21 protein-coding genes are annotated in these 24,495 nt (G+C 66.9%); 15 read left to right on the top strand and 6 right to left on the bottom strand.

The genetic code is table 11. The features are described 5' to 3' along the window. Positions 1-73: 73 nt before the first annotated feature. Entirely contained in the window at positions 74-1,546 is a 1,473-nt protein-coding gene (locus KAK09_RS05660; RefSeq protein WP_210877946.1) for an NAD-dependent succinate-semialdehyde dehydrogenase, read from the top strand. A 111-nt stretch (positions 1,547-1,657) separates the two neighbouring features. Here KAK09_RS05660 and KAK09_RS05655 read toward each other — a convergent pair whose 3' ends face one another. After that, entirely contained in the window at positions 1,658-2,236 is a 579-nt protein-coding gene (locus KAK09_RS05655; RefSeq protein WP_210877945.1) for a DUF1285 domain-containing protein, read from the bottom strand. A gap of 69 nt (positions 2,237-2,305) precedes the next feature. Between KAK09_RS05655 and KAK09_RS05650 the strand changes: the two genes are divergently transcribed. Genes KAK09_RS05650 through KAK09_RS05635 form a run of 4 tightly spaced genes read left to right on the top strand, consistent with a single transcriptional unit; the run spans position 2,306 to position 8,991 of the window. Continuing rightward, positions 2,306-3,313 carry an AAA family ATPase gene (locus KAK09_RS05650; RefSeq protein ID WP_210877944.1) on the top strand — a complete coding sequence of 336 codons (1,008 nt, stop codon included), beginning with the start codon at positions 2,306-2,308 and terminating at the stop codon, positions 3,311-3,313. Between the two features lies 1 nt (position 3,314). Next, positions 3,315-4,196, top strand: a complete 882-nt coding sequence (locus tag KAK09_RS05645) for a DUF58 domain-containing protein (protein WP_210877943.1) — start codon at positions 3,315-3,317, stop codon at positions 4,194-4,196. Then, complete coding sequence (locus KAK09_RS05640) at positions 4,193-6,943, top strand: DUF4159 domain-containing protein (protein ID WP_210877942.1); 2,751 nt, start codon at positions 4,193-4,195, stop codon at positions 6,941-6,943. The genes KAK09_RS05645 and KAK09_RS05640 overlap by 4 nt, the downstream gene beginning before the upstream one ends. Continuing rightward, positions 6,940-8,991: a hypothetical protein gene (locus tag KAK09_RS05635; protein WP_210877941.1), complete on the top strand. Its 2,052-nt coding sequence runs from the start codon at positions 6,940-6,942 to the stop codon at positions 8,989-8,991. The genes KAK09_RS05640 and KAK09_RS05635 overlap by 4 nt, the downstream gene beginning before the upstream one ends. A 153-nt stretch (positions 8,992-9,144) precedes the next feature. Here KAK09_RS05635 and groL read toward each other — a convergent pair whose 3' ends face one another. Both groL and groES read right to left on the bottom strand, forming a co-directional pair. Next, positions 9,145-10,785 (bottom strand): chaperonin GroEL, encoded by a 1,641-nt coding sequence (groL, locus tag KAK09_RS05630; RefSeq protein WP_210877940.1) that lies wholly within the window; start codon positions 10,783-10,785, stop codon positions 9,145-9,147. A gap of 57 nt (positions 10,786-10,842) precedes the next feature. Next, complete coding sequence (groES, locus tag KAK09_RS05625; protein WP_210877939.1) at positions 10,843-11,154, bottom strand: co-chaperone GroES; 312 nt, start codon at positions 11,152-11,154, stop codon at positions 10,843-10,845. Between the two features lie 370 nt (positions 11,155-11,524). On the opposite strand from groES, the gene KAK09_RS05620 reads away from it, so the two are divergent. Continuing rightward, positions 11,525-12,445 (top strand): manganese-dependent inorganic pyrophosphatase, encoded by a 921-nt coding sequence (locus KAK09_RS05620; RefSeq protein WP_210877938.1) that lies wholly within the window; start codon positions 11,525-11,527, stop codon positions 12,443-12,445. A gap of 81 nt (positions 12,446-12,526) precedes the next feature. Here KAK09_RS05620 and ccrA read toward each other — a convergent pair whose 3' ends face one another. Both ccrA and KAK09_RS05610 read right to left on the bottom strand, forming a co-directional pair. Beyond that, on the bottom strand, positions 12,527-13,816 hold the full coding sequence (gene ccrA, locus KAK09_RS05615; protein ID WP_210877937.1) for a crotonyl-CoA carboxylase/reductase: 1,290 nt from the start codon (positions 13,814-13,816) through the stop codon (positions 12,527-12,529). A 135-nt stretch (positions 13,817-13,951) separates the two neighbouring features. Continuing rightward, a complete protein-coding gene (locus KAK09_RS05610; protein WP_210877936.1) occupies positions 13,952-15,328 on the bottom strand; it encodes a 1-acyl-sn-glycerol-3-phosphate acyltransferase in 1,377 nt (458 codons plus the stop codon). A gap of 190 nt (positions 15,329-15,518) precedes the next feature. Here KAK09_RS05610 and KAK09_RS05605 point away from each other — a divergent pair, with 190 nt between their 5' ends. The 8 genes from KAK09_RS05605 to KAK09_RS05570 all read left to right on the top strand — a co-directional run bounded on the left by KAK09_RS05605 (position 15,519) and on the right by KAK09_RS05570 (position 23,885). After that, the gene (locus KAK09_RS05605; RefSeq protein WP_210877935.1) at positions 15,519-16,823 is read left to right on the top strand and encodes a helix-turn-helix domain-containing protein; all 1,305 of its coding nucleotides are present in this window, start codon (positions 15,519-15,521) and stop codon (positions 16,821-16,823) included. 71 nt (positions 16,824-16,894) lie between these two features. Further along, positions 16,895-17,263 carry a response regulator transcription factor gene (locus KAK09_RS05600; RefSeq protein ID WP_210877934.1) on the top strand — a complete coding sequence of 123 codons (369 nt, stop codon included), beginning with the start codon at positions 16,895-16,897 and terminating at the stop codon, positions 17,261-17,263. Beyond that, positions 17,260-17,547, top strand: coding sequence for a hypothetical protein (locus KAK09_RS05595; RefSeq protein WP_210877933.1), 288 nt, complete (start codon positions 17,260-17,262; stop codon positions 17,545-17,547). The genes KAK09_RS05600 and KAK09_RS05595 overlap by 4 nt, the downstream gene beginning before the upstream one ends. Continuing rightward, on the top strand, positions 17,544-20,231 hold the full coding sequence (locus tag KAK09_RS05590; protein WP_210877932.1) for an ATP-binding protein: 2,688 nt from the start codon (positions 17,544-17,546) through the stop codon (positions 20,229-20,231). Before KAK09_RS05595 ends, KAK09_RS05590 begins: the two co-directional genes overlap by 4 nt. Before the next feature lie 76 nt (positions 20,232-20,307). After that, positions 20,308-21,267, top strand: a complete 960-nt coding sequence (locus KAK09_RS05585; protein ID WP_210877931.1) for a FliM/FliN family flagellar motor switch protein — start codon at positions 20,308-20,310, stop codon at positions 21,265-21,267. Between the two features lie 59 nt (positions 21,268-21,326). Then, positions 21,327-21,653 (top strand): TraR/DksA family transcriptional regulator, encoded by a 327-nt coding sequence (locus KAK09_RS05580; protein WP_210877930.1) that lies wholly within the window; start codon positions 21,327-21,329, stop codon positions 21,651-21,653. A 90-nt stretch (positions 21,654-21,743) separates the two neighbouring features. Next, on the top strand, positions 21,744-21,953 hold the full coding sequence (locus KAK09_RS05575; RefSeq protein ID WP_210877929.1) for a hypothetical protein: 210 nt from the start codon (positions 21,744-21,746) through the stop codon (positions 21,951-21,953). Between the two features lie 78 nt (positions 21,954-22,031). Continuing rightward, positions 22,032-23,885 carry an enoyl-CoA hydratase-related protein gene (locus tag KAK09_RS05570; RefSeq protein ID WP_210877928.1) on the top strand — a complete coding sequence of 618 codons (1,854 nt, stop codon included), beginning with the start codon at positions 22,032-22,034 and terminating at the stop codon, positions 23,883-23,885. On the opposite strand, the gene KAK09_RS05565 is transcribed toward KAK09_RS05570, so the two are convergent. Beyond that, positions 23,872-24,087 (bottom strand): hypothetical protein, encoded by a 216-nt coding sequence (locus KAK09_RS05565; protein WP_210877927.1) that lies wholly within the window; start codon positions 24,085-24,087, stop codon positions 23,872-23,874. The genes KAK09_RS05570 and KAK09_RS05565 overlap by 14 nt on opposite strands. Before the next feature lie 127 nt (positions 24,088-24,214). Between KAK09_RS05565 and KAK09_RS05560 the strand changes: the two genes are divergently transcribed. Beyond that, positions 24,215-24,475, top strand: a complete 261-nt coding sequence (locus KAK09_RS05560) for a DUF2312 domain-containing protein (protein ID WP_210877926.1) — start codon at positions 24,215-24,217, stop codon at positions 24,473-24,475. Positions 24,476-24,495: the final 20 nt, after the last annotated feature.

Raw genomic sequence — 24,495 nt, 5'->3', positions numbered from 1 at the left:
TCTGGCCCTAGACATTCCTTACGCAAGCTGGTCTCACTGCGCGAGACAAAATGACATGACGGAGGGAGACGCCATGACCACGACCGATCTCAAATCCATGCTGAAAGATCCCGGCCTTCTGGCCGAGCGCGCCTATGTGGGCGGGCAATGGGTGGATGGCGACAACGGCACGTTTCAGGTGATGAACCCCGCGCGCGGCGATGTCATCGCCCATGTGGCCGATCTCAGCCGCGCGCAGGTCGCCCGCGCCATCGCCGTCGCCGAAACAGCACAGAAGGATTGGGCGCAATGGACCGGCAAGGAACGTGCCGCCGTGCTGCGCAAATGGTTCGACCTGATGATGGAGAATCAGCACGATCTGGGCGTGATCCTCACCGCCGAACAGGGCAAGCCGCTGGCCGAGGCCAAGGGCGAGATCGCCTATGGCGCCTCTTTCGTCGAGTTTTTCGCCGAGGAGGCCAAGCGCATCTATGGCGAGACCATCCCCGGCCACCAGCGCGACAAGCGCATCACCGTGATCAAGCAGCCCATCGGCGTCGCCGCCTCGATCACGCCGTGGAACTTCCCCAACGCCATGATCACGCGCAAGGCCGCGCCCGCGCTTGCCGCCGGTTGCGCCTTCATCGGGCGGCCTGCCGCCGAGACGCCGCTTTCGGCCACCGTTCTGGGCGTTCTGGCAGAGCGCGCAGGAATCCCGGCAGGCGTGTTCAACATCGTGCCCTCCTCGCGCTCCTCCGAGGTGGGCAAGGAATTTTGTGAAAATCCCGGCGTGCGCAAGCTGACCTTCACCGGCTCGACCGAAGTGGGCCGCATCCTTTTGCGTCAGGCCGCCGATCAGGTGATGAAATGCTCGATGGAGCTTGGCGGCAACGCACCCTTCATCGTCTTTGACGACGCCGATCTCGATGCCGCCGTCGAGGGCGCGATCCTGTGCAAGTTCCGCAACAACGGCCAGACCTGCGTCTGCGCCAACCGCATCTATGTGCAATCGGGCGTCTATGACGCCTTCGCCGCCAAGCTCAAGGTGGCGGTGGAAAAGCTGCGCATGGGCGACGGGTTCGACGAGGGCACGACGCTTGGCCCGCTGATCAATGCCGATGCCATCGTGAAGGTGCAGGAACACGTCGCCGACGCCACCGCCAAGGGCGCGAGCGTGCTCATGGGCGGCGGCACGCCCGAGCAGGGGCCAGGCCATTTCCTGCCGCCCACCATCCTCACCGATGTGACGCAGGATATGCTTGTCGCCACCGACGAGACCTTCGGCCCCCTCGCGCCGCTGTTCCGCTTCGAGACCGTCGATGACGTGATCGCCATGGCCAATGACACGATCTTCGGCCTTGCCTCCTATTTCTACGCAAGCGACCTGAGCCGCGTCACACGGGTGGCCGAGGCGCTCGAATACGGGATCGTCGGCGTCAACACCGGCATCATCTCGACCGAGGTCGCGCCCTTCGGCGGCGTCAAGCAATCCGGTCTTGGCCGCGAGGGCAGCCATCACGGCATCGACGAGTTTCTCGAGATGAAATACATCTGCATGAGCGTGTGATCCGAACCGGCAGCAACGCAACGCCATGTCACCCTCGGGCCTGTCCCGAGGGTCTCATGCCGCCACAAGATCCCCGCCTGCGCGGGGATGACGGCGCGCCAGCCGAGCGGCTCAGGGCAATTCCGCCTCCGGGATGATCGGGAAAAACTCACCCCCCGACCAGAGACCGAACCACCCCTCGTGCCGCGCGCCGATCTCCACCAGCCGGTAAAAGCTCTTTCGGTCGATGAGCGCCTCGAGATTCGCCCGCACCATGACATAGGGCGCAGGCTCGCCGGTTTGCGCGTCACGCTCCACCCTAATCGGATGCTCGGCCCCCGCGCGCACATGATCGCCCACATTCGTCTCGAATCGCAGCACCTGCGCGCGCCCCGCGCCCTCCGCCTCGACATCCACCGCAACGAACGGCGCGTCATCCACGGTGATCCCGACCTTCTCGACCGGCGTCACGAGAAAATATTTCTCGCCGTCCTTGCGCAGGATGGCGGAAAACAGCCGCACCAGTTCCGGCCGCCCGATCGGCGTGCCAAGGTAGAACCACGTCCCGTCCCGCGCGATCCGCATGTCGAGATCGCCGCAGAACGGCGGATTCCACAGGTGCACCGGCGGCAGGCCGCGCCCCTTGGCGGCGGCGCGCGCAGAGGCGGCAATGCCCTCGGGTGACGGTGATGTGACGGGTCTTGCACTCATTGCTTTTGCCATTTCCGTTTAAGGCGATACATTCTGCGGATAGGATATAGGTCTGACAGGAGTTTTGCCATGACCGAGGATACCGAACTTCTGGCCGATCTCGAGGCGCTGGAGGAGAAACTGGCCCGCGCGCGGGCCTCGATCACGCGGCGTTTCATCGGGCAGGAGCGGGTTGTCGATCTCTCGCTCTCGGCGCTTCTGTGCGGCGGGCATGGCCTTTTGATCGGCCTGCCCGGCCTTGGCAAGACCCGACTGGTCGAGACGCTCGGCACGGTCATGGGGCTGGCCACCAACCGGGTGCAGTTCACCCCCGATCTCATGCCCGCCGACATTCTCGGCTCCGAGGTGCTGGAAACCGCCGCCGATGGCAGCCGCGCGTTCAAGTTCATCGAAGGCCCGATCTTCTGCCAGCTTCTGATGGCCGACGAGATCAACCGCGCCAGCCCGCGCACGCAATCGGCGCTGTTGCAGGCGATGCAGGAACGCCGCGTGACCGTCGCGGGCGAGACGCGCCCGCTTGCGCCGCCCTTCCATGTCCTTGCCACCCAGAACCCGATCGAGCAGGAGGGCACCTATCCCCTCCCCGAGGCACAGCTTGACCGGTTCCTTGTGCAGATCGACGTGCCCTACCCTGACCGCGACACCGAACGCGCGATCCTGCTCGCCACGACCGGGGCGCAAGAGGACGAGGCGCATGAGGTTCTGACGCCGGAGGAGTTGATCGCCGCGCAAGCAATGCTGCGGCGGATGCCCGTCGGCGAAAAGATCATGGAAATGATCCTCGATCTTGTGCGCGCTGGCCGCCCCGAGGACGCAAGCGCCTCCGATCCGGTGCGCGAGAGCGTCGCCTGGGGGCCGGGGCCGCGCGCGGCGCAGGCGCTCATGCTCACGGTTCGGGCGCGCGCCATGTTGCAGGGCCGTCTTGCGCCCGACGCAAGCGACGTGGCCGCCATGGCGCAGCCCGTTCTCGGCCATCGCATGGCGCTCAATTTCGCGGCCCGCGCGCGCGGCGAGAGCCTGCCCGCGCTCATCGCTCGGCTGGTCGAAGACACGACGCAGATGCAGGCCGCCGCCTGACATGGCCACCGCCACCCCCACCCTGCGCCCCCGCGCCGAGGCCGAAGCCGCCCGCCTGCCGCCGCTTCTGGCGCGCGCCGAACGGCTGGCGCGCACCGTGCTTCTGGGCGAACACGGACGCAGGCGGTCGGGCGCGGGCGACGATTTCTGGCAATACCGCCCGGTGCAGGCGGGCGACAGCCGCACCATGATCGACTGGCGGCGCTCCGCGCGCTCGGACGCGCAATTCGTGCGCCAGCGCGAATGGCAGGTGGCGCAAAGCGTGATGCTCTGGGTCGATCCCGCCGCCTCAATGCGCTTTGCCTCCGATGCCGCCTTGCCGGAAAAGGCCGACCGCGCGCGGCTTCTGGCGCTTGCCGTGGCGCTGCTGCTGGATCGCGGCGGAGAGCGGGTGGGCCTCACCGGCGGCGCTCTGCCGCCCCGGCGCGGCGCGGCGCAGATCGCGCGGCTGACCGAGGCGCTCATGGCCGAAAGCGCCGAGGAATACGCCAGCCCCGACATGAGCGGGCTGGTGCCCCATGGCCGCGCGCTGCTCATCTCCGATTTCATGGGCGATCCGGCCCCGGTGCGCGCGGCGCTCACGGCGGCGGCGGACCGCGGCGTGCGTGGCGTTCTGCTTCAGGTTCTCGACCCGGCGGAAGAGGCGTTCCCTTATCGCGGGCGCACCATATTCGAGAGCATGGGCGGCGCGCTGCGACACGAGACGCTCAAGGCCGCAGACCTGCGCCCGCGCTATCTTGAACGGCTGGCCGCGCGCAAGGACGAACTGGCCCGCCTCGCGTCGGTGACCGGCTGGACCCACTCCTGCCACCACACAGACGCCAGCGCGCAATCCGCCCTCCTGTGGCTTTATAGCGCCATTTCCGAGGGGGGCCGCGCATGAGCCTTGGTGCCATCGGTTTCGCCACTCCCTGGCTGCTCTGGGCGCTTTTGGCCCTGCCGGTGTTGTGGATCATCCTGCGCGCCGTGCCGCCCGCCCCGGTGCGGCGGCGCTTTCCGGGCGTGGCGCTGCTTCTGGGCCTGCGCGACGACGACAGCGTCAGCGACCGCACGCCCTGGTGGCTCCTGCTTTTGCGGATGCTCGCCATTGCCGCCGCCATCATCGGGCTGGCCGGGCCGGTGCTCAATCCCCGCGATGCGGGCGAGGCGGCGGCGCGCGGCCCGCTTCTCATCGTGGTCGAGGACAGTTGGGCCGCCGCCCGCGACTGGCAGGCACAGCGCGGCGTGATCGACGCGCTTCTGGCCGAGGCCGCGCGCGACGGGCGCACCGCCGCGCTGCTGCGGCTGAGCGCGCCCGAAGCCCCGGTATTTCAGGCCGCGCAAGTGATCCGCACCCGCCTGCCCGGCCTCATCCCAGAGCCATGGACCGCGCACCCCGAGACCTATGCCGAGGCACCCGCGTTGCTCCCCGAAGGCGGGTTCGAAACGCGCTGGTTCTCCGACGGTCTCGCCCGCGAGACGCGCGCGCCCCTGCTGACCGCGCTCGAGACGCGCGGCCCCGTCACCGTGCACGAAAGCGCGCGCCCCCTCATGGCCCTCACCCCGCCCGCGCTGCGCGACGGGGTGGTGGAACTGACCGCACTCCGCGCCCGGGCCGGCCCCACCCGCGAGATCACCGTCACCGCCCATGGCCGCGACCCTGCAGGCGTGGAGCGGGTGCTTGCCTCGTTGCCCATGACCTACGCCGAGGGCGCGCCCGAGGCCACCGGCGCGCTGTCTCTGCCGCCCGAGTTGCGCGCGCGCATCACCCGGTTCGAGATCGCGGGCGCGCGCCATGCGGGTGCCGTCAGCCTCACCGATGACGGGCTGAAGCGGCGAGAGGTGGCGCTCATCGCGGGCCGCGAAGACCGCGAGGGGCTGGAGCTTCTGTCGCCGCTCCATTACCTGCGTCAGGCCCTCGTGCCGACCGCCGACCTGCTCGACGGCGCGCTGCTCGACATCCTGCCGGCCAATCCCGACGCCATCGTGCTGGCCGATGTGGCCACGCTCTCGCAGGCCGAGGAAACCGCCCTGCTCGACTGGGTCGAGGGCGGCGGGATGCTGTTGCGCTTCGCCGGTCCGCGCCTTGCCGCAAGCGATGTGTCGCGCCGCGACGAGCACGCGCTCATGCCGGTGCGCCTGCGCGCGGGCGGGCGCACCGTGGGCGGCGCGATGAGTTGGGGAGAACCCAAATCCCTCGCCCCTTTCCCCGAGGGCAGCCCGTTTCAGGGCCTCGCCATTCCCGCCGATGTGGCCGTGAACGCACAGGTCATGGCACAGCCCGATCCCACCCTCGCCGAGCGTGTCATCGCGCAACTGACCGACGGCACGCCGCTGGTCACGCGTAAACGCATCGGTTCGGGTCAGGTCGTGCTCTTTCACGTCACCGCCAATGCCGAATGGTCCTCGCTGCCGCTTTCGGGCCTATTCGTGCAGATGCTGGAACGGCTGGCGATTTCCTCTGTGAATGCGCCGCCCGATACCGCCGAACTGGCGGGCACCACATGGCAGCCGGTGCATGTGCTCGACGGCTTTGGCCGCATGACCGAGGCAGGCACCCGCGCGGGTGTGCCGGGCGAGCGTCTGCTGGACGCGGCCCTTGGCCCTGACCTCTTGCCGGGGCTTTACGACGGGCCGGAACGGCGCGTGGCGCGCAACGTGATCGCCCCCGACAGCGCGCTTGCCCCCGCCACATGGCCCGCGCGCATTCCTGTCGAGGGGCTGGAACGGGCGCCCGAAACCCCGCTCGGTGGCTGGCTTCTGGCCACGGCGCTGTTGCTCATGACGGCCGATATCCTCGCCGCGCTCGCACTTTCGGGTCGGCTCTGGCGCGCAGGCGTAACCGCGCTTGTCGCGTTCGCCCTTGCCTTGCCCCACGACTCCCGCGCGCAGAACGACACCCGCGCCCTGGAGGCAACAGCCGAGGTTGTCCTTGCCCATGTGCTGACCGGCGACCGCGCGGTGGACGATACCGCCCGCGCGGGGCTTCGCGGCCTCGGGCGCGTGCTGCGCTTCCGCACCTCGGTCGAACCCGCAGAGCCGATCGGCGTCGATCTCGAACGCGACGAACTGGCCTTTTTCCCCATGCTCTACTGGCCCGTGACCGCCAATCAACCGCTTCCCTCGGCCCAGAGCTATGCCCGCCTCAACGCCTATCTGCGCTCCGGCGGCATGATCCTTTTCGACACGCGCGACGCCGATATCGCAGGCTTCGGCGCGGCCTCTCCCAATGGTGCACGGCTGCAACGGCTGGCAGCACCGCTTGACATTCCACCCCTGGAACCCGTGCCCGAGGATCATGTGCTGACCCGCACCTTCTACCTGCTCGGCGATTTTCCGGGCCGTCATATGGGCCGCGCCGTCTGGGTCGAGGCAGCCCCCCCCGATGCCGAACAGATCGAGGGGATGCCGTTTCGCAACCTCAATGACGGGGTGACGCCGGTGGTGATCGGCGGCAATGACTGGGCCGCCGCCTGGGCCATCAACGACCGCGGCGATCCGATGTTTCCGGTGGGGCGCGGCTATGCCGGAGAGCGGCAGCGCGAACTGGCCTTCCGCTTCGGCGTCAATCTGGTGATGCATGTGCTGACCGGCAACTATAAATCCGATCAGGTCCATGTGCCCGCGCTTCTGGAAAGGCTGGGCCAATGACCGGCACCGTGGTGTTCGATCCCCTCCTTCCCGTCTGGCTCATTGCCGCGCTCGGCGCGGGCGCACTCGCCGGTCTGGCGCTTGCCGTCTGGCGCGGGCTGGCGGGCTGGGCGCTGCGGGCACTGGCCGCCGTGGTGCTGATCGGCGCACTGTCCGGCCCCGCCTTCCGTCAGGAGGAACGCACACCGCTTTCGGATATCGTGCTGCTGGTCGAGGACCGCAGCGCAAGCCAGACCCTCGCCACGCGCACCGAGGACACCGATACCGCAGCCGAGGCGCTCGCCGCGCGCCTTGCCGCGCGCGAGAATACCGAGGTCCGGCGCGTCACCGTGGGCGACGCGCCCGAGAATGGCGGTTCGCGCGTCATGAGCGCGCTCGCCGAGGCCATGGCCGAATTGCCGCGCGGGCGCATCGCGGGCGCCATCCTGCTTTCGGACGGACAGATCCATGACATCGAGGCCACGCCCGACCTGCCCGCGCCGCTGCACCTGCTGCATACGGGCCGCGCGGGCGACTGGGATCGGCGGTTGCGCATCGACAACGCCCCCGCCTTCGCCATTCTGGGCGAGGAGGTGCGCCTGACCCTCACCATCACCGATGACGGGGCCGCACCCGAGGGCGTCATCTCGGTGCCGCTCGACATCGCCGTGGACGGGGCCGAACCCAGGCGCTTCGAGGTGCCGCTCGGGCACCCGATGACGCTGCCCCTCACGCTGCCGCGCGGCGGGCGCAACGTGCTGCAATTCTCCACCCCCACCGCCGAGGGCGAGCTGACCGACCGCAACAACACCGCGCTGGTGCAGATCAACGGCGTGCGCGACCGGCTGCGCGTGCTGCTTGTCTCGGGCCAGCCCCACGCAGGCACGCGCACATGGCGCAACCTGCTGAAATCCGACAGTTCCGTTGACCTTGTGCATTTCACGATCCTGCGCCCCCCCGAGAAACAGGATGGCGTGCCGGTGCGGGAACTGTCGCTCATCGCCTTTCCGACGCGCGAATTGTTCCTCGACAAGGTGGACGAGTTCGACCTGATCATCTTCGACCGCTACCGCCGCCGGGGCATCCTGCCGACGATCTACCTTGAGAACGTGCGCCAGTATGTCGAGGGGGGGGGCGCGGTGCTTCTGGCCGCCGGTCCCGATTTCGCCGGGGCGGAAAGCATCTATCGCGGCCCGTTCGAGGCGATGGTTCCAGCCCGCCCCACCGCGCGCGTGCTCGAAGAGGGCTATCGCCCGCGCGTTACCGATCTGGGGCGACGGCATCCGGTCACGGCGGGGCTGGAGGAGGCATTCGGCGGCGAGTGGGGCCGCTGGCTGCGCCAGATCGAGGTCGAGCCGACCGGCACCGGCGATGTGGTCATGTCGGGCGCGGGCGACCGCCCGCTTCTGCTGCTCGACCGTGTGGGCAAGGGCCGCGTGGCTCTGCTCACGTCGGATCACGCCTGGCTCTGGGGGCGCGGCTATGAGGGCGGCGGCCCGCAGCTCGAATTGCTGCGCCGCCTCGCCCACTGGATGATGAAGGAACCCGAGCTTGAGGAAGAGGCGCTCTGGGCCGAGGCCACGGGTCAGGAAATGCGCATCATCCGCCGCTCGCTCTCGGGCGAGGTGCCCAATGTGACGATCACCACACCCTCGGGCGAGGTCGGGACGCGACCCTTGGAGGAGGTCTCGCCAGGCCGATTCGAGACCCTTTATCAAGGCGCCGAGATCGGCCTCTACCGGCTCGAGAACGGCGATCAGGAAACGGTGATCGGCCTTGGTCCCGCTGCCCCGGTCGAGTTCGAGCGCACGCTGGCAACCGATACGATCCTCGCCCCGGTGATCGCCGCCACCAATGGCGGCACGCTGGCGCTCGAAGGCGGGCTGCCCGCCATCCGCGACGTGCGCGAGGGTCGCCCCGCCGCCGGGCGCGGCTGGATCGGCCTCACCCCGCGCGGCGCCTTTGAGACCGCAAGCGTGCGCCAGATGGCGCTTTTGCCGCCGTGGCTCGTGCTGCTGCTGGCCGCGGGGTTCATCATCGGCGGCTGGCTGCGCGAGGGACGGCGCTAGCGCGGGGCATTGGGCTGTAAATGCTCCGCGGTCTTGTCTCTGAACAGGGGCGGCGCACCCTGGACAAGTCAGCGGGCACGCGATCACCGTCACGACAAGAAAAAGGGCCGCGCACGCGCGGCCCTTTCCGGTTTCCCTGACGGGTGGGGTGGCTTACATCATGCCGCCCATGCCGCCCATGTCGGGCATCCCGCCACCGCCAGCGTTCTCTTTCTGCGGCTTGTCGGCAATCATCGCCTCGGTGGTGATCAGCAGACCGGCGATCGAGGACGCATCCTCAAGCGCGGTGCGCACGACCTTCGCCGGGTCGATCACGCCGAACTTGAACATGTCGCCATATTCCTCGGTCTGGGCGTTATAGCCGAACTTCGGATCATCGCTCTCGCGCACCTTGCCCGCGACGACCGAGCCATCCACACCGGCGTTCTCGGCGATCTGGCGCAGCGGCGACTCAAGCGCGAGGCGCACGATCTCGATGCCGCGGTTCTGGTCCGAATTGATCCCGGTCAGACCGGCAAGCGCCTTGGCCCCCTGCACGAGCGCCACGCCGCCACCCACGACGATGCCTTCCTGCACGGCGGCGCGGGTCGCGTTGAGCGCGTCATCGACGCGATCCTTGCGCTCCTTCACCTCGGTTTCGGTCATGCCGCCCACGCGGATGACGGCGACGCCACCGGCCAGCTTGGCAACACGCTCCTGAAGCTTCTCGCGGTCATAGTCCGAGGTAGTGTCCTCGATCTGCTGACGGATCTGCGTCACGCGGGCCTCGATCTCGGCCTTGTCGCCCGCCCCATCGACGATGGTGGTCTCGTCCTTGGTGATCGACACCTTCTTGGCGCGGCCGAGCATGTCGATGGTGACATTCTCAAGCTTCATGCCAAGATCTTCCGAAATCACCTGGCCGCCGGTCAGGATGGCGATGTCCTGAAGCATGGCCTTGCGACGGTCGCCAAAGCCGGGCGCCTTGACGGCGGCGATCTTGAGGCCGCCACGCAGCTTGTTCACGACGAGCGTGGCGAGCGCCTCGCCTTCCACGTCCTCGGCGATGATCAGAAGCGGCTTTTGCGACTGGATCACGGATTCGAGCAGCGGCACCATCGGCTGAAGCGACGAGAGTTTCTTCTCGTGCAGCAGGATCAGCACGTCATCGAGGTCGGCAATCATCTTGTCGGCATTTGTGACGAAATAGGGCGACAGGTAGCCGCGGTCGAACTGCATCCCCTCGACCACCTCAACCTCGGTCGCCAGGCCCTTGTTCTCCTCGACGGTGATCACACCCTCGTTGCCGACCTTCTGCATCGCATCGGCGATGAAGCGGCCGATTTCGACCTCGCCATTGGCCGAGATGGTGCCGACCTGCGCCACTTCGTCGGAGTTCTCGACGGTGCGGGCGGCGCCCTTGATGTGCTCGACGACCTTGGCGGTGGCCAGATCGATGCCACGCTTGAGGTCCATCGGGTTCATGCCGGCGGTGACGGCCTTGAGGCCCTCTTTCACGATCGCCTGCGCCAGAACGGTCGCGGTGGTGGTGCCGTCGCCGGCCTCGTCATTGGTGCGGCTGGCGACTTCTTTCACCATCTGCGCGCCCATGTTCTCGAACTTGTCTTCCAGTTCGATTTCCTTGGCGACGCTCACACCGTCCTTGGTGATGCGCGGCGATCCAAAGCTCTTGTCGAGCACCACGTTGCGGCCCTTGGGGCCGAGCGTCACCTTGACGGCATCGGCCAGAATGTTGACGCCGCGCAGCATACGCGAGCGAGCATCGTTGTCGAAACGGACGTCTTTAGCAGCCATGTTCTGACTCTCCTGATATCTTGTCTAGTCTTGCGATTGGGGAAACGGTCGGACGGCTCAGGCCGCCTTGGCCGCCGCCTCGTCCTCGATGATCCCGAGGATATCGCTTTCCTTCATGATCAGCAGCTCTTCGCCATCGACCGTCACCTCGGTGCCCGACCACTTGCCGAACAGGATGGTGTCACCGGCCTTGACGGCCATGGGAATGAGCTCGCCATTGTCCTTGCGCGCGCCCTCGCCGCAGGCGACAACCTGGCCCTGGCTGGGCTTTTCCTTGGCGGTGTCGGGGATGATCAGGCCGCCCTTGGTCTTTTCTTCGCTCTCAACGCGACGGACGAGCACGCGGTCATGCAGCGGTTTGAATGCCATCTTCGAGGCTCCTTGGCTCAAAGTTTCTGTTTTCATGGCCCCTTCGGGACCATTAGCACTCCCTCCCGGCGAGTGCTAACGTTCGGCAAATAAGGAGACCAAAGACCTCTGTCAACACCCCATTTCCGGAAAAATCGAACCACCTCTCCCGCGCCCCCGTCATCCTCTGGCTTGACCAGAGGATCTCTTGCCACCAGAGACCCTCGGATCAAGTCCGAGGGTGACGGATTTCATATGGCGAAGCACGGGTAAAGCAGGCGAAGGGCCTTGACCACGCGACGCCCGATTGCCGCAGTGCAGCATTGGCAGGTGACAATCCCCCGCGCGCGCCCTATAAGGCGCGCAAACCCCTACCAGCCAGGAAAGACCCATGACCACCCTTGTTTTCGGCCATAAATCCCCCGACACCGATTCCACCGGCTCGCCCATTCTCTGGGCCTGGTATCTCAACGAGATCAAGGGCCAGAGCGCCGAGGCCGTGCTTCTGGGGGAACCCAACACCGAGGCCGCCTTCCTTCTGCGCAAATGGGATCTGCCCAAGCCCCGCATCATTGCGGATGTCGAGGACGGTCAGGTCTGTGTCGTCGTCGATACCAACAACCCGGCGGAACTGCCCGCCAATATCAACGGCGCGGATGTGTGCGCGATCATCGACCATCACAAGCTGGTCGGCGGGCTGGAAACCAAAGGCCCCATCGACATCACCATCCGCCCGCTGGCCTGCACCGCGACCCTCATGCTTGACCTGATGGGCGACGATGCGGCGAAAATGCCCGGCTGGGCCAAGGCCACGGCGCTGACCTGCATCCTGTCGGACACGCTCGAATTCCGCTCGCCCACCACGACCGCCCATGACCGCGCCGTGGCCGAGAAACTCGCCGCCGATCTGGGCATCTCGATCCCCGATTACGCCGCCGAGATGTTCGCCGCCAAATCCGACGTGTCGGCCTTTTCCGACGCCGAATTGCTGCGCATGGACTCCAAGGAATACGAGGTCGGCGGCAAGAAATTCCGCGTGAGCGTTCTGGAAACCACGTCGCCCGCCATCGTGCTCGACCGCAAGGCCAGCCTGATGCAGAGCATGGCGCAGGTCGCCGCCGAGGACGGTGTCGATCAGGTGCTGCTGTTCGTGGTGGACATCCTCAACGAGGAGGCGACGCTTCTGGTCCCCAACGATCTGGTCAAGACCGTCGCGGAAAAGAGCTTTGGCGCAACCGTGTCGGGCGATGCCGTGGTCCTGCCGGGCATCATGAGCCGCAAGAAGCAGATCATTCCCAATCTGGCGCTCTGACGATCCGCCGCCGCGATACCGACATGAAAAAAGGCCCGCGGGGACACCGTCCGCGGGCCTTGCCTTGTCCGGCGGGGATGCTCAGCCCCGCCCGGCTTCGATCACATCCTCGACCGTGCGCAGCCCGGTGCGCGGCGCCTGCACCAGCACCGCCATATTTCCCGGCTTGTGCTCGTTGCGCAGCATCTTGGTATGCGCCTGCGGGATATCTTCCCAGGAAAAAACCTCGGACATGCAGGGATCAAGCCGCCGCTCGACCATCAGCTTGTTGGCCGCCGCCGCCTGCTTGAGATGCGCGAAATGGCTGCCCTGCAACCGCTTCTGATGCATCCACATATAGCGCACGTCAAAGGTGCAGTTGAACCCGGAGGTGCCCGCACAGATCACCACCATGCCGCCCTTCTTGCACACCAGCGACGACACCGGAAATGTCGCCTCGCCGGGATGCTCGAACACCATATCGACATTCACACCCTTGCCGGTGATGTCCCAGATCGCCTTGCCGAACTTGCGCGCCTCTTTCAGCCACTCGTTATACTCGGGCGTGTTCACCTTGGGCAGTTGACCCCAACAGTTGAAGTCCTTGCGGTTGATCACGCCCTTGGCGCCCTGATCCATCACGAATTGCCGCTTGCTCTCGTCCGAGATGACACCAATCGCATTGGCCCCCGCCGTATTCGCCAACTGGATCGCATAAGAGCCAAGACCGCCCGACGCGCCCCAGACCAGCACATTCTGACCGGGCTTGAGATCATGCGGCGCATGGCCGAACAGCATGCGATAGGCGGTGGCCAGCGTCAGCGTATAGCAGGCACTTTCCTCCCAGGTCAGATGCCTGGGCCGCGGCATGAGCTGCTGCGCCTGCACGCGGGTGAACTGCGCGAATGACCCGTCGCCGGTCTCATAGCCCCAGATCCGCTGCGTGGGCGAGAACATGGGATCGCCGCCGTTGCACTCCTCGTCGTCGCCATCATCCTGATTGCAATGGATCACAACCTCGTCGCCCACCTTCCAGCGTTTGACCTTGTCGCCCACCTTCCACACGATCCCCGCCGCATCCGACCCGGCGATGTGATAGTCCTGCCCATGCACGTCAAACGGGCTGATCGGCTGGCCCAGACCCGCCCAGACCCCATTATAGTTGACCCCGGCCGCCATCACGAGAACCAGAACCTCATGGCTGTCGATGTCCCAGGTATCGACCACCTCTTTCTGAAACGACACTTCCGGCTCGCCGTGGCGCTCGCGCCGGATCGCCCAGGCATACATCTGCCTGGGCACATGGCCGAGCGGGGGCATTTCGCCGATTTCATAAAGATCTTTTTCGGGCGCGTCATATGGCGCGATGCCGGTATTGGTGTCCAAGGCCATGCTCCGTCTCCTGTTCGCATTGCCGCAATGCAGAATCGCGGCGCTCTGATCATGGGAATACTGGTGGATGAGTAATAATGCAACAGGTATGCCGGGTATTTTTGTAATTTTATGACCCCGCAACCGCAGAATAAATCAGCGATTCTTTGCTGCGGCCGCAAAAAGGTGGGCGATGGACCTGGCGTAATAGGCCACCATGGCCTCCTGCCCCACGACGATGCGCATTTGCCGGTCGTGCTCCTCCACAAGGCCACGCTTGCGCAAGACCTGTAGCCCGAACCGCGCCGCATAGCCCAGATCGTCGCGTGGCAGGTGGATATGGGCGTGGGGCAGCACCGCGATCATCGCGCCAACGCGTGCCTCCAGCGTCTCGCGGTCAAGCGCACCACCCGCCTCCGTCAACGCCCGCGCCACCAGCGGCACCGGCAGCACCGGCACCACCGCCCCGATCCGCGCCATAAGCGCGCGCGCCAGCCCGCGGACCTCGCTCATCGGTTCGCTGCGCTGAAACTCCCGCAGCGAGAGTGGCGCGCCAAAACTCACCGCCGCATAGCCATGGCGATGATAGCGTCCCCGCAGCAGCAGCCAGACCTGCCCCAGCACGAACCCCGCGATCACCGATATCCGCGCCGGAAAGCGCCGCCCGCCCGATTCCCCCGCCGCGACCAGAAGCCGGTCCTCGAACACCCTGTCATAATTCAGCGCGACCGGCACAAAGACCACATCACGCCCGTCGGGGCTGCGCTCCTCGACAATATACTTGAGCAGCCCCAGCTTGAGCGGCTGCAAGCCGCCATCGAGGCTCAGCCCCCCCTCGGGAAACATCGCCTGCGTCACACCACCGTCGGTCGCCATGCCGACATACCGCGCCAGCACCCGCCGATAAAGCTCCCCGCGAGAGCGGCGGCGGATGAAATAGGCCCCCATCGCCCGGATCATCCGGCTGAGCGGCCAGACCCGCGCCCATTCGCCCACCGCATAAGACAGCGCCGAGCGTTCGGCGGCCAGCCAGGTCACCAGCACATAATCCATGTTGGAGCGGTGATTCATGACGAACACAATCGTCGCCTCGGGATCGATCCTGCGAAACGCCGTCTCGTCGAAATGCCCCAGCCGGACCCGGTAGAGCGATTGGCTCAACACCTTCGCCACACGAATGGCAAAACCGAAATAGAGGTTCGCGCTGAAACTCGGGACAATCTCGCGCGCATAGCGGCGGGCACGCTCGAAAGCCACGTTCTCGGGTATGCCCTCGGCGCGGGCGTGCTCGGTCACCGCGCGCAGCACCGACGGATCATAGATCAGCCGCTGGATCATGTCATAGCGACGCGCCAGCTTGAACGGCTGGATCGGGCGTTCGAGCCGCTCGTTGAGCCGTGCCACCGCCCGCTCCAGCCTGCGGCGAAAGAACCACCGCACCGAGGGGAACAGGAAATGCGAGGCAAAGGTGACGCCCGCAAACCCCACCAGCACGACCAGCGCCCAGAGGGGCATTTCGACAACACGTCCCATGGCGCGCAGTCAAGCAGGGAACCTGCGCGTGGTAAATGCCGATTCGCACCGCCAGAAGGGCGGCAGCCCCCCCCGGCCATGAACCGTCACCGTCGGCGGAGCGACATGATGTAAAAGAATAGACAAGTGGCGCGGCCATGCTGTAAAAAAATTGGCACCCTCACGCGCACCCTGACAAGCGAGACTCCTGATGCCCGAACGGCTCATGATCGGCACCCGGATCCGCGAACGGCGCGTGCTCAGCGGCATACGCCAGAGCGATCTCGCGCGGCAAGCGGGGATCTCGCCTTCCTATCTCAACCTGATCGAGCACAATCGCCGCCGGATCGGCGGCAAGACCCTGCTGAAGCTGGCCGAGGCGCTGGAGGTCGAGCCGTCGCGCCTGATCGAGGGGGCAGAGGCGGCGGTGGTGAGCGCGCTGCGCGAGGCCGCGGGCGAATCAAACGAGGCCGAGCGCGACCGGATCGAGGAGTTCGCCGGGCGCTTTCCCGGCTGGGCAGGGCTTGTGGTCGATCTGCACCGGCGCACCGAAACGCTGGAGCGCACCATAGACACCCTGACCGACCGGCTGGCGCATGATCCATTCCTGGCGGATTCGCTGCACGAGGTGATCTCGGCGGTCACGGCGATCCGTGCCACCTCGTCGATCCTGATCGAGACCGAGGCGCTCGAACCCGAATGGCAGGCACGATTTCACCGCAACATGAACGAAGATGCCGCGCGCCTGACCGAGGGCGCACAGGCGCTGGTGCGCTATCTCGAGGCAGCCCCCGATCGCGATGCAGACCTCACCTCGCCGCAAGACGAGATGCACGCGGTGCTGGCAGCACGCGGCTATCACTTTTCCGAGCTTGAGGTCGAGGGCGCGCAGCCCGAGGATATCGCGCGGCTGGTCGCGGCGAAGGCGCAGAATGGCCTTTCGGCCCCGGCTCAGGCGCTGCTCGAAACCGTTCTTTCCCGTTATCTCGACGATGCACGCACCCTGCCCCTTCGCAGGTTTCAGGCTCAGATCGACCGGCTCGGGCCGGAACCCGACCGGCTGGCCGAGGCGACCGGCGCGGGATTGGCGCGCATCTTCCGCCGCCTCGCCGCGCTGCCCGAAGACATGGTGGGCCCGGTCGGGCTGGTGATCTGCGATGCCTCTGGCACGCTGATTTTCCGAAAGCCGATCAACGGTTTTGCCATTCCACGGCTGACCGGGGCCTGCGCGCTCTGGCCGCTCTATCAGGCCATGGCGCAGCCGATGGCGCCGCTGCGCACGCGGGTGCGGCAGGCCGGGCGCGGGGCCGAGACGGTGCAGGCGCTTGCGGTCGCGGCGCCCTCGGGACCGGGCGATTTTGACCGCCCCGCGCCGATGCAGGCACATATGCTCTTGCGCCCCGATCCGGGCGAGGCGGCGGGGGCGGTGCGGGCGCTCGGGGTCAGCTGCCGGATCTGCCCGCTTGGGAATTGCGAAGCGCGACGAGAGCCGTCCATCCTGTCAGAGGGATTTTGACAGGACGGGCGGGATCGGAGAATAGTGAACGCAGGCGCGCGGCGCGCCTGCCAAAGAGGGGAGGCCGGTGTATGGGCAAGAAGGTTCTGTTGATCGAGGACGAGCCCAATATCATCGAGGCGATCAGCTTCATCCTGTCTCGCGACGGCTGGGAGGTCAAAACCCATGCCAACGGCCATGACGCCATGGAGGCCGTCCGCCGCCGCGCGCCCGACCTGATCATTCTCGACGTGATGCTGCCGGGCAAGAGCGGCTATGACATCCTCGGCGAAATCCGCGAGGATGCGGATTTCGCCGAAACACCCGTGCTGATGCTGACCGCGCGCGGTCAGACCCGTGACCGCGAGATGGCCGAGCGCGCCGGCGCCAACCGCTACATGACCAAGCCCTTTTCCAACGCGGATGTGCTTGCCGCCGTGCGCGCGCTTGTCGAGGCATGAGTCCCGAACGCACCCCGCTTTTTCTCGCCCGGCGCAGCTATCGCCGCCGCCGCCTGGCGGATGCCGCACGGGTGCTGCCGCTCATCGGCGGGGTGCTGATCTGTCTGCCCCTGCTGTGGAAAGGCTCCCCTGTGTCGGGCGGCACCGTGCAGGCCCTGATCTACATCTTCGGGCTCTGGATGGTGCTGATCCTCGCCTCCGCAATCGTCTCGCGCCACCTGCGCCTTGACGAGAGCGATCGCGAGGACTGGATCGCCAGGGACGACGGAGCAGCCGAAGAATGACGGTTCTCAACCTGCTGATCCTTGTATGCCTTCTCTATGTGGTGCTGCTGTTCGCCGTGGCCTTCGCAGCGGATCGCGCGGCGCGACTCGGACGGGGAAGCTGGCTCCGCTCCTCGGTCGTCTACACGCTGTCACTGTCGATCTACTGCACCGCCTGGACGTTTTACGGCGCGGTTGGTTTCGCCGCGCGCTCGGGTCTCGAATTCGTCACGATCTACCTTGGACCCACCCTCGTCATGGTCGGCTGGTGGTGGACGCTGAGGCGGCTGGTGCGGGTCGGGCGCAGCCAGCGCATCACCTCCATCGCCGACCTCATATCCTCGCGCTACGGCAAGTCGAACCTGCTCGCTGTGCTGGTGACGGTTCTCGCGGTCGTGGCCACCACACCCTATATCGCGCTGCAACTGCAATCGGTCACGCTCTCCTTTGCCGCCTTCGCCGCGACCGACCCCGAGGCGACGACGCTTCCCGACATGCAGTCCACCGCGCTCTGGGTCGCGGTCGGGCTGGCCCTCTTCACCATTCTGTTCGGCACGCGCAATCTCGATGCCAACGAGCGCCACCACGGCGTGGTCATGGCCATCGCGCTCGAGGCGGTGGTCAAGCTCTTTGCCCTGCTGGCGGTCGGTGTGTTTGTCGTCTGGGGGCTGTCGGGCGGGATCGGGCCGACGCTCGACCGGATCGAGACCTCCCCCATTGCCCGCTTCGATGTCTCCGGCAGCCGATGGGTCGGCCTCACGCTCCTGTCGGCCATGGCCTTTCTGACGCTGCCGCGCATGTTTCAGGTTCTCGTGGTCGAAAACGAGGCGGACGAACACCTGCGCACCGCCGCCTGGGCCTTTCCCACCTATCTGATGCTGATGAGCCTTTTCGTGGTGCCGATCGCGGTGGTGGGGCTCGACATGATGCCGAACGGGGCCAACCCGGACCTTTTCGTGCTGACCTTGCCGCTGATGGAGGGGCGCGACGGGCTGGCGATCCTGTCGTTCCTCGGCGGGTTTTCCAGCGCCACCTCGATGGTGATCGTGGCCGCCATCGCGCTCTCGACGATGGTCTCAAACCATGTGGTGATGCCGCTCTGGCTGCATTATTCGGGCATGGCGGCGGTGGTCTCGGGCGATGTGCGCACCGTGGCGCTGATGGCGCGGCGGCTCAGCATCGCGGGGGTTCTGTTCCTCGGCTATGTTTATTTCCGGCTGTCGGGCGGCGGCACGGCGCTGGCGGCGATCGGTCTCATCGCCTTTGTCGGCGTGGCGCAATTCCTGCCCGCGCTGATGGGCGGGCTGTTCTGGCGCGGCGCGACACGCACGGGCGCGCTTGCGGGGCTGGTGCTGGGCGCGGCGGTCTGGCTCTATTGCCTGTTCCTGCCCAGCTTCGGCCCTTCGGCGATCCTGCCGCAAACGGTGTTCGATCACGGGCTTTGGGGGCAAAGCTGGCTGCGCCCGCGCGCTCTTTTCGGGGCCGAGGGCATGGACCCGGTGATTCACGCGCTGATGTGGTCGATGCTGCTCAATATCTCGGCTTTCATCCTCGGGTCGCTCCTGAGTTTTCCGCGCCCTCTCGAACGGCTTCAAGGGGCGCAATTCGTCAATTCCCTGGATAATCCGGGCACGCCGGGCGGCTGGTCCGGCGGCATGGCGCAGAGCGAGGATCTGCTGATCATGGCGCAGCGCATCATGGGTGCGCGCGAGGCGCAGACCCTGTTTTCCGCCGCGGCACAAAGGCAGGGGGTGGCAGGCTACCTGCCCGAGCCAAGCCCGGATTTCCTCCAGGAACTGGAACGCGCGCTGGCGGGATCGGTGGGTGCGGCCACGGCGCACGCGATGGTCGGTCAGATCGTGGGTGGCGCGGCGGTCTCGGTCGAAGATCTCATGGCGGTGGCCGACGAAACCGCGCAGATCATGGAGTATTCCAGCCAGCTCGAGGCCAAAAGCCAGGAACTTGCCCGCACCGCGCGCCAACTGCGGCAGGCCAACGAGACGCTGACGCAGATCTCGGTGCAGAAGGACGGCTTTCTCAGCCAGATCAGCCACGAACTGCGCACGCCCATGACCTCGATCCGGGCATTTTCCGAGATCCTGCGCGACACGCAGGATCTGACACCGGAGGAGCAGAACAAGTATGCCGCGATCATCCATGACGAAACGGTGCGCCTGACACGGCTGCTCGACGATCTGCTCGACCTCAGCGTGCTCGAGAACGGTCAGGTAGAACTCAACATCCAGACCGGCACGCTCAAGGCGCTGCTCGACCGCTCGGTGCGCGCGGCGGGCGGGGATGGCAACGGCTTTCGCATCCGGCGCACACGCGCCTCCGAACAGGTGGAACTTACCACCGACCTCGACCGACTCGCGCAGGTATTCATCAACCTCATCAGCAATGCCCGCAAGTATTGCGACGCAAAACCGGCGGTCCTCACCATTCGCGCCACCATCTCGGATGGACAGCTTGTTGTGGATTTCGTGGACAATGGCAGCGGCATCCCCACCGACAAACACGCGGTGATCTTCGAAAAGTTCTCGCGCATCGGCCAGACCAAGGCCAGCGGTGCCGGGCTTGGCCTCGCGATCTGCCGCGAGATCATGGAACGTCTTGGCGGCGACATCTCCTATCTGCCGGGACAGGAGGGGGCGGCATTCCGGGTGACACTGCCGCTGGCCCCGGGACGGATGGCCGCCGCGTGAGATACGCGTAAACGAATTGGTAATGCGTCGCGCCTAGTGTTCAGGACAGCAGCACAGAATGTGGACGGCCCCGAACATGACAGCGCATGACAAGGCATCGGTTCTCCGGCGCAAGACCCGCGCCGCGCGTGAAGGCAGCGACCCGCGCGTGATGTCTCCGGTCAAGGCGCTGCGCCTGTCGCTTGCGCGCGCCGCCGACACGCTGTTCGGACTTGCGCTGATCGTGGCCACCGTCGAACAGCGCCGGATCGAGACCGGCGAACTCGACGACGCTCTCGGGTCTGAGGGATTGTTCATGCTGCTCGACGGGGCGCGTGGGGCGCGCGGCGCGCTGCGGCTCGACATCGCGCTGATGACCGGTCTGATCGAGGTGCAGACCATCGGCCAGGTTCTGCCCGGGGCGCTGCGGGAACGGCCCGCCACCCGCACCGATGCCGCGATGGTGGCGCCGCTTGTCGATGCCCTGCTCGCCGGATTCGACACCGAGATGGCAGCGGGTCACGCCCATCACGCGCCCCGCGGCTTTCGCTTCGGCGACCGGGTCGAGGATGCGCGCGCGCTTGGCCTGCTTTTGCCCGCCTCCGAATTCGACTTCTTCCGCCTGACCATCGACCTCGGCCCAGGCAAGCGCACGGGGCGTCTTGACCTGCTTCTGCCGCCTGCGCCGGCCCCGATCCCGCCCCGATCCGGAGCGGTCATGCCGCAGCGGCGCGCGGACACCACGCGCGACATCGCTTCGGTGGCACTCTCGGCACCGGTTGTGCTCGATGCGGTCATCGCCCGGATCAGCCTGCCCCTGCGCGAGGCCATGACGCTTCGGCCGGGGGATCATCTCGGCCTGCCGCGCGACTGCCTGGCCAGGTCCGAGCTTGTGGCCGCGGGCGGGCTTGTCGCGGCCGAGGGCAGGCTTGGACAGCGCGAGGGCTGGCGCGCGCTCCGGCTTGCGGGCCATGTCGCAGAGGCAGACGAGGGCTCTGCCGGCCCGGAGCCGCCCTCGCCGGAAAAGACCCGGCCGCTATTCGAGACCAGCGATTGACATGGGTCAAGGTGCGCAAAAGGCAGCCATGGCACTCTTTCTGTCAAAGGAGGACGACGATGCACGACACCGCAACCTACCACGCTACCCTGATGCGTCGGCTGCAACAGCTCGATTCGCGCCTGCATGCCATCGAGGCAGAACTCGACAGTCCCCGCCCGAGCGATTGGGAAGAGGCGGCCGTCGAACGTGAAGGCGATGAGGTGCTGGAGCGTCTGGGTCAGGCAGGCGAGGCCGAGATTGCGCGCATCCGTGCCGCCCTCGACCGGATTCGCAAGGGGCGCTACGGAATCTGCACCCAATGCGAAGAGCAGATTTCGGTGGAGCGGCTTGAAGTCCTGCCCGAAACCCCGCTCTGTCGGCGGTGTGCTGCCCAAAATTCGTGACATCGTTCACAGTTTTGTCGCGCACACGCGATAGTCATTCCGATCAAGGCCACAAGACGGTATGGTTAATCACAGCCTGGGAGGACTGCCATGACCAATCTGAACACGGAACTGGACCGACTTCAGACCCTCATCGGGGCGGCCGCGCCGGACAAACGCTACAAGCTGGAACCGCAGCTGCGCCATGTCATCTTCAGCTTGCGCAACGAGGGCCACGCCGTGCCCCCCCGGATCAAGTCGCTGCACGACACCCTGCTCAGCGAGGCGATCGAGGCCGAATTCGACAACATGCCGGTCTGAAGACCAGACATCGCCGCGCTTGCACGCTGGCTGATAAGCCGTAGTAATTGACCCATGATCGGTTCAGGGGTTGAAACGGTGAGCGCCAACATCAAGAGCGAAGCGCGCGACGGGGTCGTCATTCTGCGGCTTGACCGAACGGCGGCCAGGGCGTTCGCCCCTGTCTTGCGCGCCGACCTCATGCGCGCGCTGGGACACATCGCGTCGCGGGATGACTGCCGGGCCATCGTGATTGCGGGCGCAAGAGACGGGTTCTGCTCCGGGATCGAGCTCGCCGAATACGATGCCGCACCGGTCGCTCCGTCACCGTCGGATCTCTGCCGCGCGGTGGCGGACTGCCCCAAACCGGTGGTTGCGGCCCTGCATGGCAATGTGCTCGGCGCGGGGCTGGCGCTGGCCCTCGCCGCCCATGCCCGCGTCGCCCATGAGGCCACCCGCCTCGGGCTGCCCGAGATCAGCTTCGGGATGATGCCCGGCGCCGGGGTGACGCAGCGGCTGCCGCGCCTTGTCGGCGCGCAAACCGCACTCGAACTCATGCTCTCGGGCCGCCCGCTGCGCGCGACCGAGGCGCGGCTACGCCCGCTTTTCCATGCCCTCGTGGCGCAGGATACCGAGGGCGCGGCGGTGGCGCTTGCCGCCCGTCTCGCCTCCGGCGCGGCGCAGCCCGCACCCTTGCTCGGGTTCTCGGACCCGGCAGGCTATCAGAAATCCATTGCCGCCATGCGCAAACAGATCGGCACGGCCGACAGCGCCGCCGCTGATATCCTGCGCGCGGTCGAGGCGGCGCAGCTTCTGCCACTGCCGCAAGGGCTCGATCTCGAAGACGTGCTGTTCGAGGAGCGCACGCAAAGCCGGAGCGCGCGGGCGCTGCGCCATATCCACCTGGCCGAGGCGCGGGCGCGCGTGCTGCCCGAAATGCATCAGCCAGGCCCCCGCGATCTTCGCCTGATCGCGCTGACCGGCCCGCTGCCCGGCGATCTGGCGGCGCGGCTGGACGCGGCAGGCTGCGCCTTGCGCCGCGTCCCCGACGAGGGACCGGGCGACGGCTGGGCCGATCTCTGGATCGAGGCGGGCACGCCCTATTCCGACGGCCCCGCGCGGTTGCGGCTCGACACGGGCGCGGGGTTCGGGCCGAACGGGCTATGGCTGCGCTATACGCAAGCGACCCGCTTTGCCGAAATCGGTGTGGCACCGGGCGTTCCGGCGGCCGATGTGGCCGGGCTTGCGCGGCTTCTGTCGGCGGCCGGGCTGGGCTATGTGCGCGCGGCGCTGCCCGCGGCGGGGCCTGGCCTGGGCCATGTGCTGCACGGCGCGCTGGACCTTGCCGCACTTGAACTGCTGCGCGCGGGCCTGAACGCGGCCGCGATTGACGCCGGGGCACAGGCCCTCGGTTTTGCCAACGGCCCCTGCCTTGCCATGGATCACGAGGGCCTCGCCGCTGCGCAAACGCGCCTCGCGGCGCTTGCTCCGCATCTCGGCCTACCCGCCCCTGCCGCTGACAGCCCGCTGGCCGAACGGCTCACACGCGGGGCGGTGGGGCGCGCGGCGGGGCGTGGCTTTTACGATCATCCGCCCGAGGGCCCGCGCATGCCACGCGCGACCGCCACGGCCCCCCTGCCCGGCGGCGTCCCCCCCGAGCGCGCCCTTCACGCCGCGCTCGTCAACGCCGCCGAGCGGCTGATGGCGGCGGGCGCAGTGCTGCGTCCGGGCGATCTCGACGTGGTGGCCGTGCGTGCGCGCGGACAGGCGCGCGCTGCTGGCGGGCCGCTTTTTCAGGCGGATGAGCGCGGGCTGATGGCGGTGCTCAAGGATATGAAGGCACTCGCACCGATTTCCTCGCCGCTGTGGTCGCCGCACCCTGTCTTGCTGTCCAGGATCAAGGAGGGGCTTGGCTATTTCGGGCGACGGGCGGCTGGAATCAGCCCAGCATGACCCCCACCACCACCATCATCAGCCCGATCACCGAAAGGAACAACGCCCCCATGTTGAGCGGCACGACAGCCCGCACCGCCGCGCGCAACTCTTCATCCGAGAGCCCGGCGCGGCGCGCCCGCCAGACCTTGAGGATGCACCACACCAGACCCGCGAGACCGCCGAGCGACACGAGCGCCCCTGCCCAGACCAGCATTTCCATGATGCCTCTCCTTTCTGACCTGCCGGTCGCCTAGGCCAAAGCGGCGTCCCGCGCAAGGCCCGCTTGGCGCTTGCGCGCGCGACGCGGCGGCGATAGGTCTGCGCCCTGACCCGAGCGGAGGCATCCAATGAACGACATGACATCCGACACCAGCTATCACGTCACCGCCGACGAATTGCGCCAGTTCATCGAACGGTTCGAACGTCTCGAAGCCGAGAAGAAGGATATCGCCGACCAGCAGAAAGAGGTGATGGCCGAGGCCAAGGCGCGCGGTTATGACACCAGGGTGATGCGCAAGGTAATCGCGCTGCGCAAGCGCGACAAGGACGACATCGCCGAGGAAGAGGCCGTGCTGGAGATGTACAAGCAGGCACTCGGGATGATCTGACCGGCCGCATATGGCCTCGT

The organism is Roseovarius autotrophicus (assembly GCF_018069895.1).
Lineage (GTDB): Bacteria > Pseudomonadota > Alphaproteobacteria > Rhodobacterales > Rhodobacteraceae > Roseovarius > Roseovarius autotrophicus.
The sequence above is the reverse complement of the archived record's forward strand: the minus strand, read 5'-3'. Positions and strand labels throughout refer to the sequence as shown.

Bases quoted from the DNA above. Each gene is read 5' to 3' on its own strand.
- KAK09_RS05600 (WP_210877934.1), top strand. From the start codon at position 16,895: ATGGGCAAGAAGGTTCTGTTGATCGAGGACGAGCCCAATATCATCGAG.
- KAK09_RS05580 (WP_210877930.1), top strand. From the start codon at position 21,327: ATGCACGACACCGCAACCTACCACGCTACCCTGATGCGTCGGCTGCAA.
- KAK09_RS05605 (WP_210877935.1), top strand. From the start codon at position 15,519: ATGCCCGAACGGCTCATGATCGGCACCCGGATCCGCGAACGGCGCGTG.
- KAK09_RS05560 (WP_210877926.1), top strand. From the start codon at position 24,215: ATGAACGACATGACATCCGACACCAGCTATCACGTCACCGCCGACGAA.
- KAK09_RS05660 (WP_210877946.1), top strand. From the start codon at position 74: ATGACCACGACCGATCTCAAATCCATGCTGAAAGATCCCGGCCTTCTG.
- KAK09_RS05610 (WP_210877936.1), bottom strand. From the start codon at position 15,328: ATGGGACGTGTTGTCGAAATGCCCCTCTGGGCGCTGGTCGTGCTGGTG.
- KAK09_RS05595 (WP_210877933.1), top strand. From the start codon at position 17,260: ATGAGTCCCGAACGCACCCCGCTTTTTCTCGCCCGGCGCAGCTATCGC.
- groL (WP_210877940.1), bottom strand. From the start codon at position 10,785: ATGGCTGCTAAAGACGTCCGTTTCGACAACGATGCTCGCTCGCGTATG.
- KAK09_RS05640 (WP_210877942.1), top strand. From the start codon at position 4,193: ATGAGCCTTGGTGCCATCGGTTTCGCCACTCCCTGGCTGCTCTGGGCG.
- KAK09_RS05650 (WP_210877944.1), top strand. From the start codon at position 2,306: ATGACCGAGGATACCGAACTTCTGGCCGATCTCGAGGCGCTGGAGGAG.
- groES (WP_210877939.1), bottom strand. From the start codon at position 11,154: ATGGCATTCAAACCGCTGCATGACCGCGTGCTCGTCCGTCGCGTTGAG.
- KAK09_RS05645 (WP_210877943.1), top strand. From the start codon at position 3,315: ATGGCCACCGCCACCCCCACCCTGCGCCCCCGCGCCGAGGCCGAAGCC.
- ccrA (WP_210877937.1), bottom strand. From the start codon at position 13,816: ATGGCCTTGGACACCAATACCGGCATCGCGCCATATGACGCGCCCGAA.
- KAK09_RS05620 (WP_210877938.1), top strand. From the start codon at position 11,525: ATGACCACCCTTGTTTTCGGCCATAAATCCCCCGACACCGATTCCACC.
- KAK09_RS05635 (WP_210877941.1), top strand. From the start codon at position 6,940: ATGACCGGCACCGTGGTGTTCGATCCCCTCCTTCCCGTCTGGCTCATT.
- KAK09_RS05590 (WP_210877932.1), top strand. From the start codon at position 17,544: ATGACGGTTCTCAACCTGCTGATCCTTGTATGCCTTCTCTATGTGGTG.
- KAK09_RS05655 (WP_210877945.1), bottom strand. From the start codon at position 2,236: ATGAGTGCAAGACCCGTCACATCACCGTCACCCGAGGGCATTGCCGCC.
- KAK09_RS05585 (WP_210877931.1), top strand. From the start codon at position 20,308: ATGACAGCGCATGACAAGGCATCGGTTCTCCGGCGCAAGACCCGCGCC.
- KAK09_RS05575 (WP_210877929.1), top strand. From the start codon at position 21,744: ATGACCAATCTGAACACGGAACTGGACCGACTTCAGACCCTCATCGGG.
- KAK09_RS05565 (WP_210877927.1), bottom strand. From the start codon at position 24,087: ATGGAAATGCTGGTCTGGGCAGGGGCGCTCGTGTCGCTCGGCGGTCTC.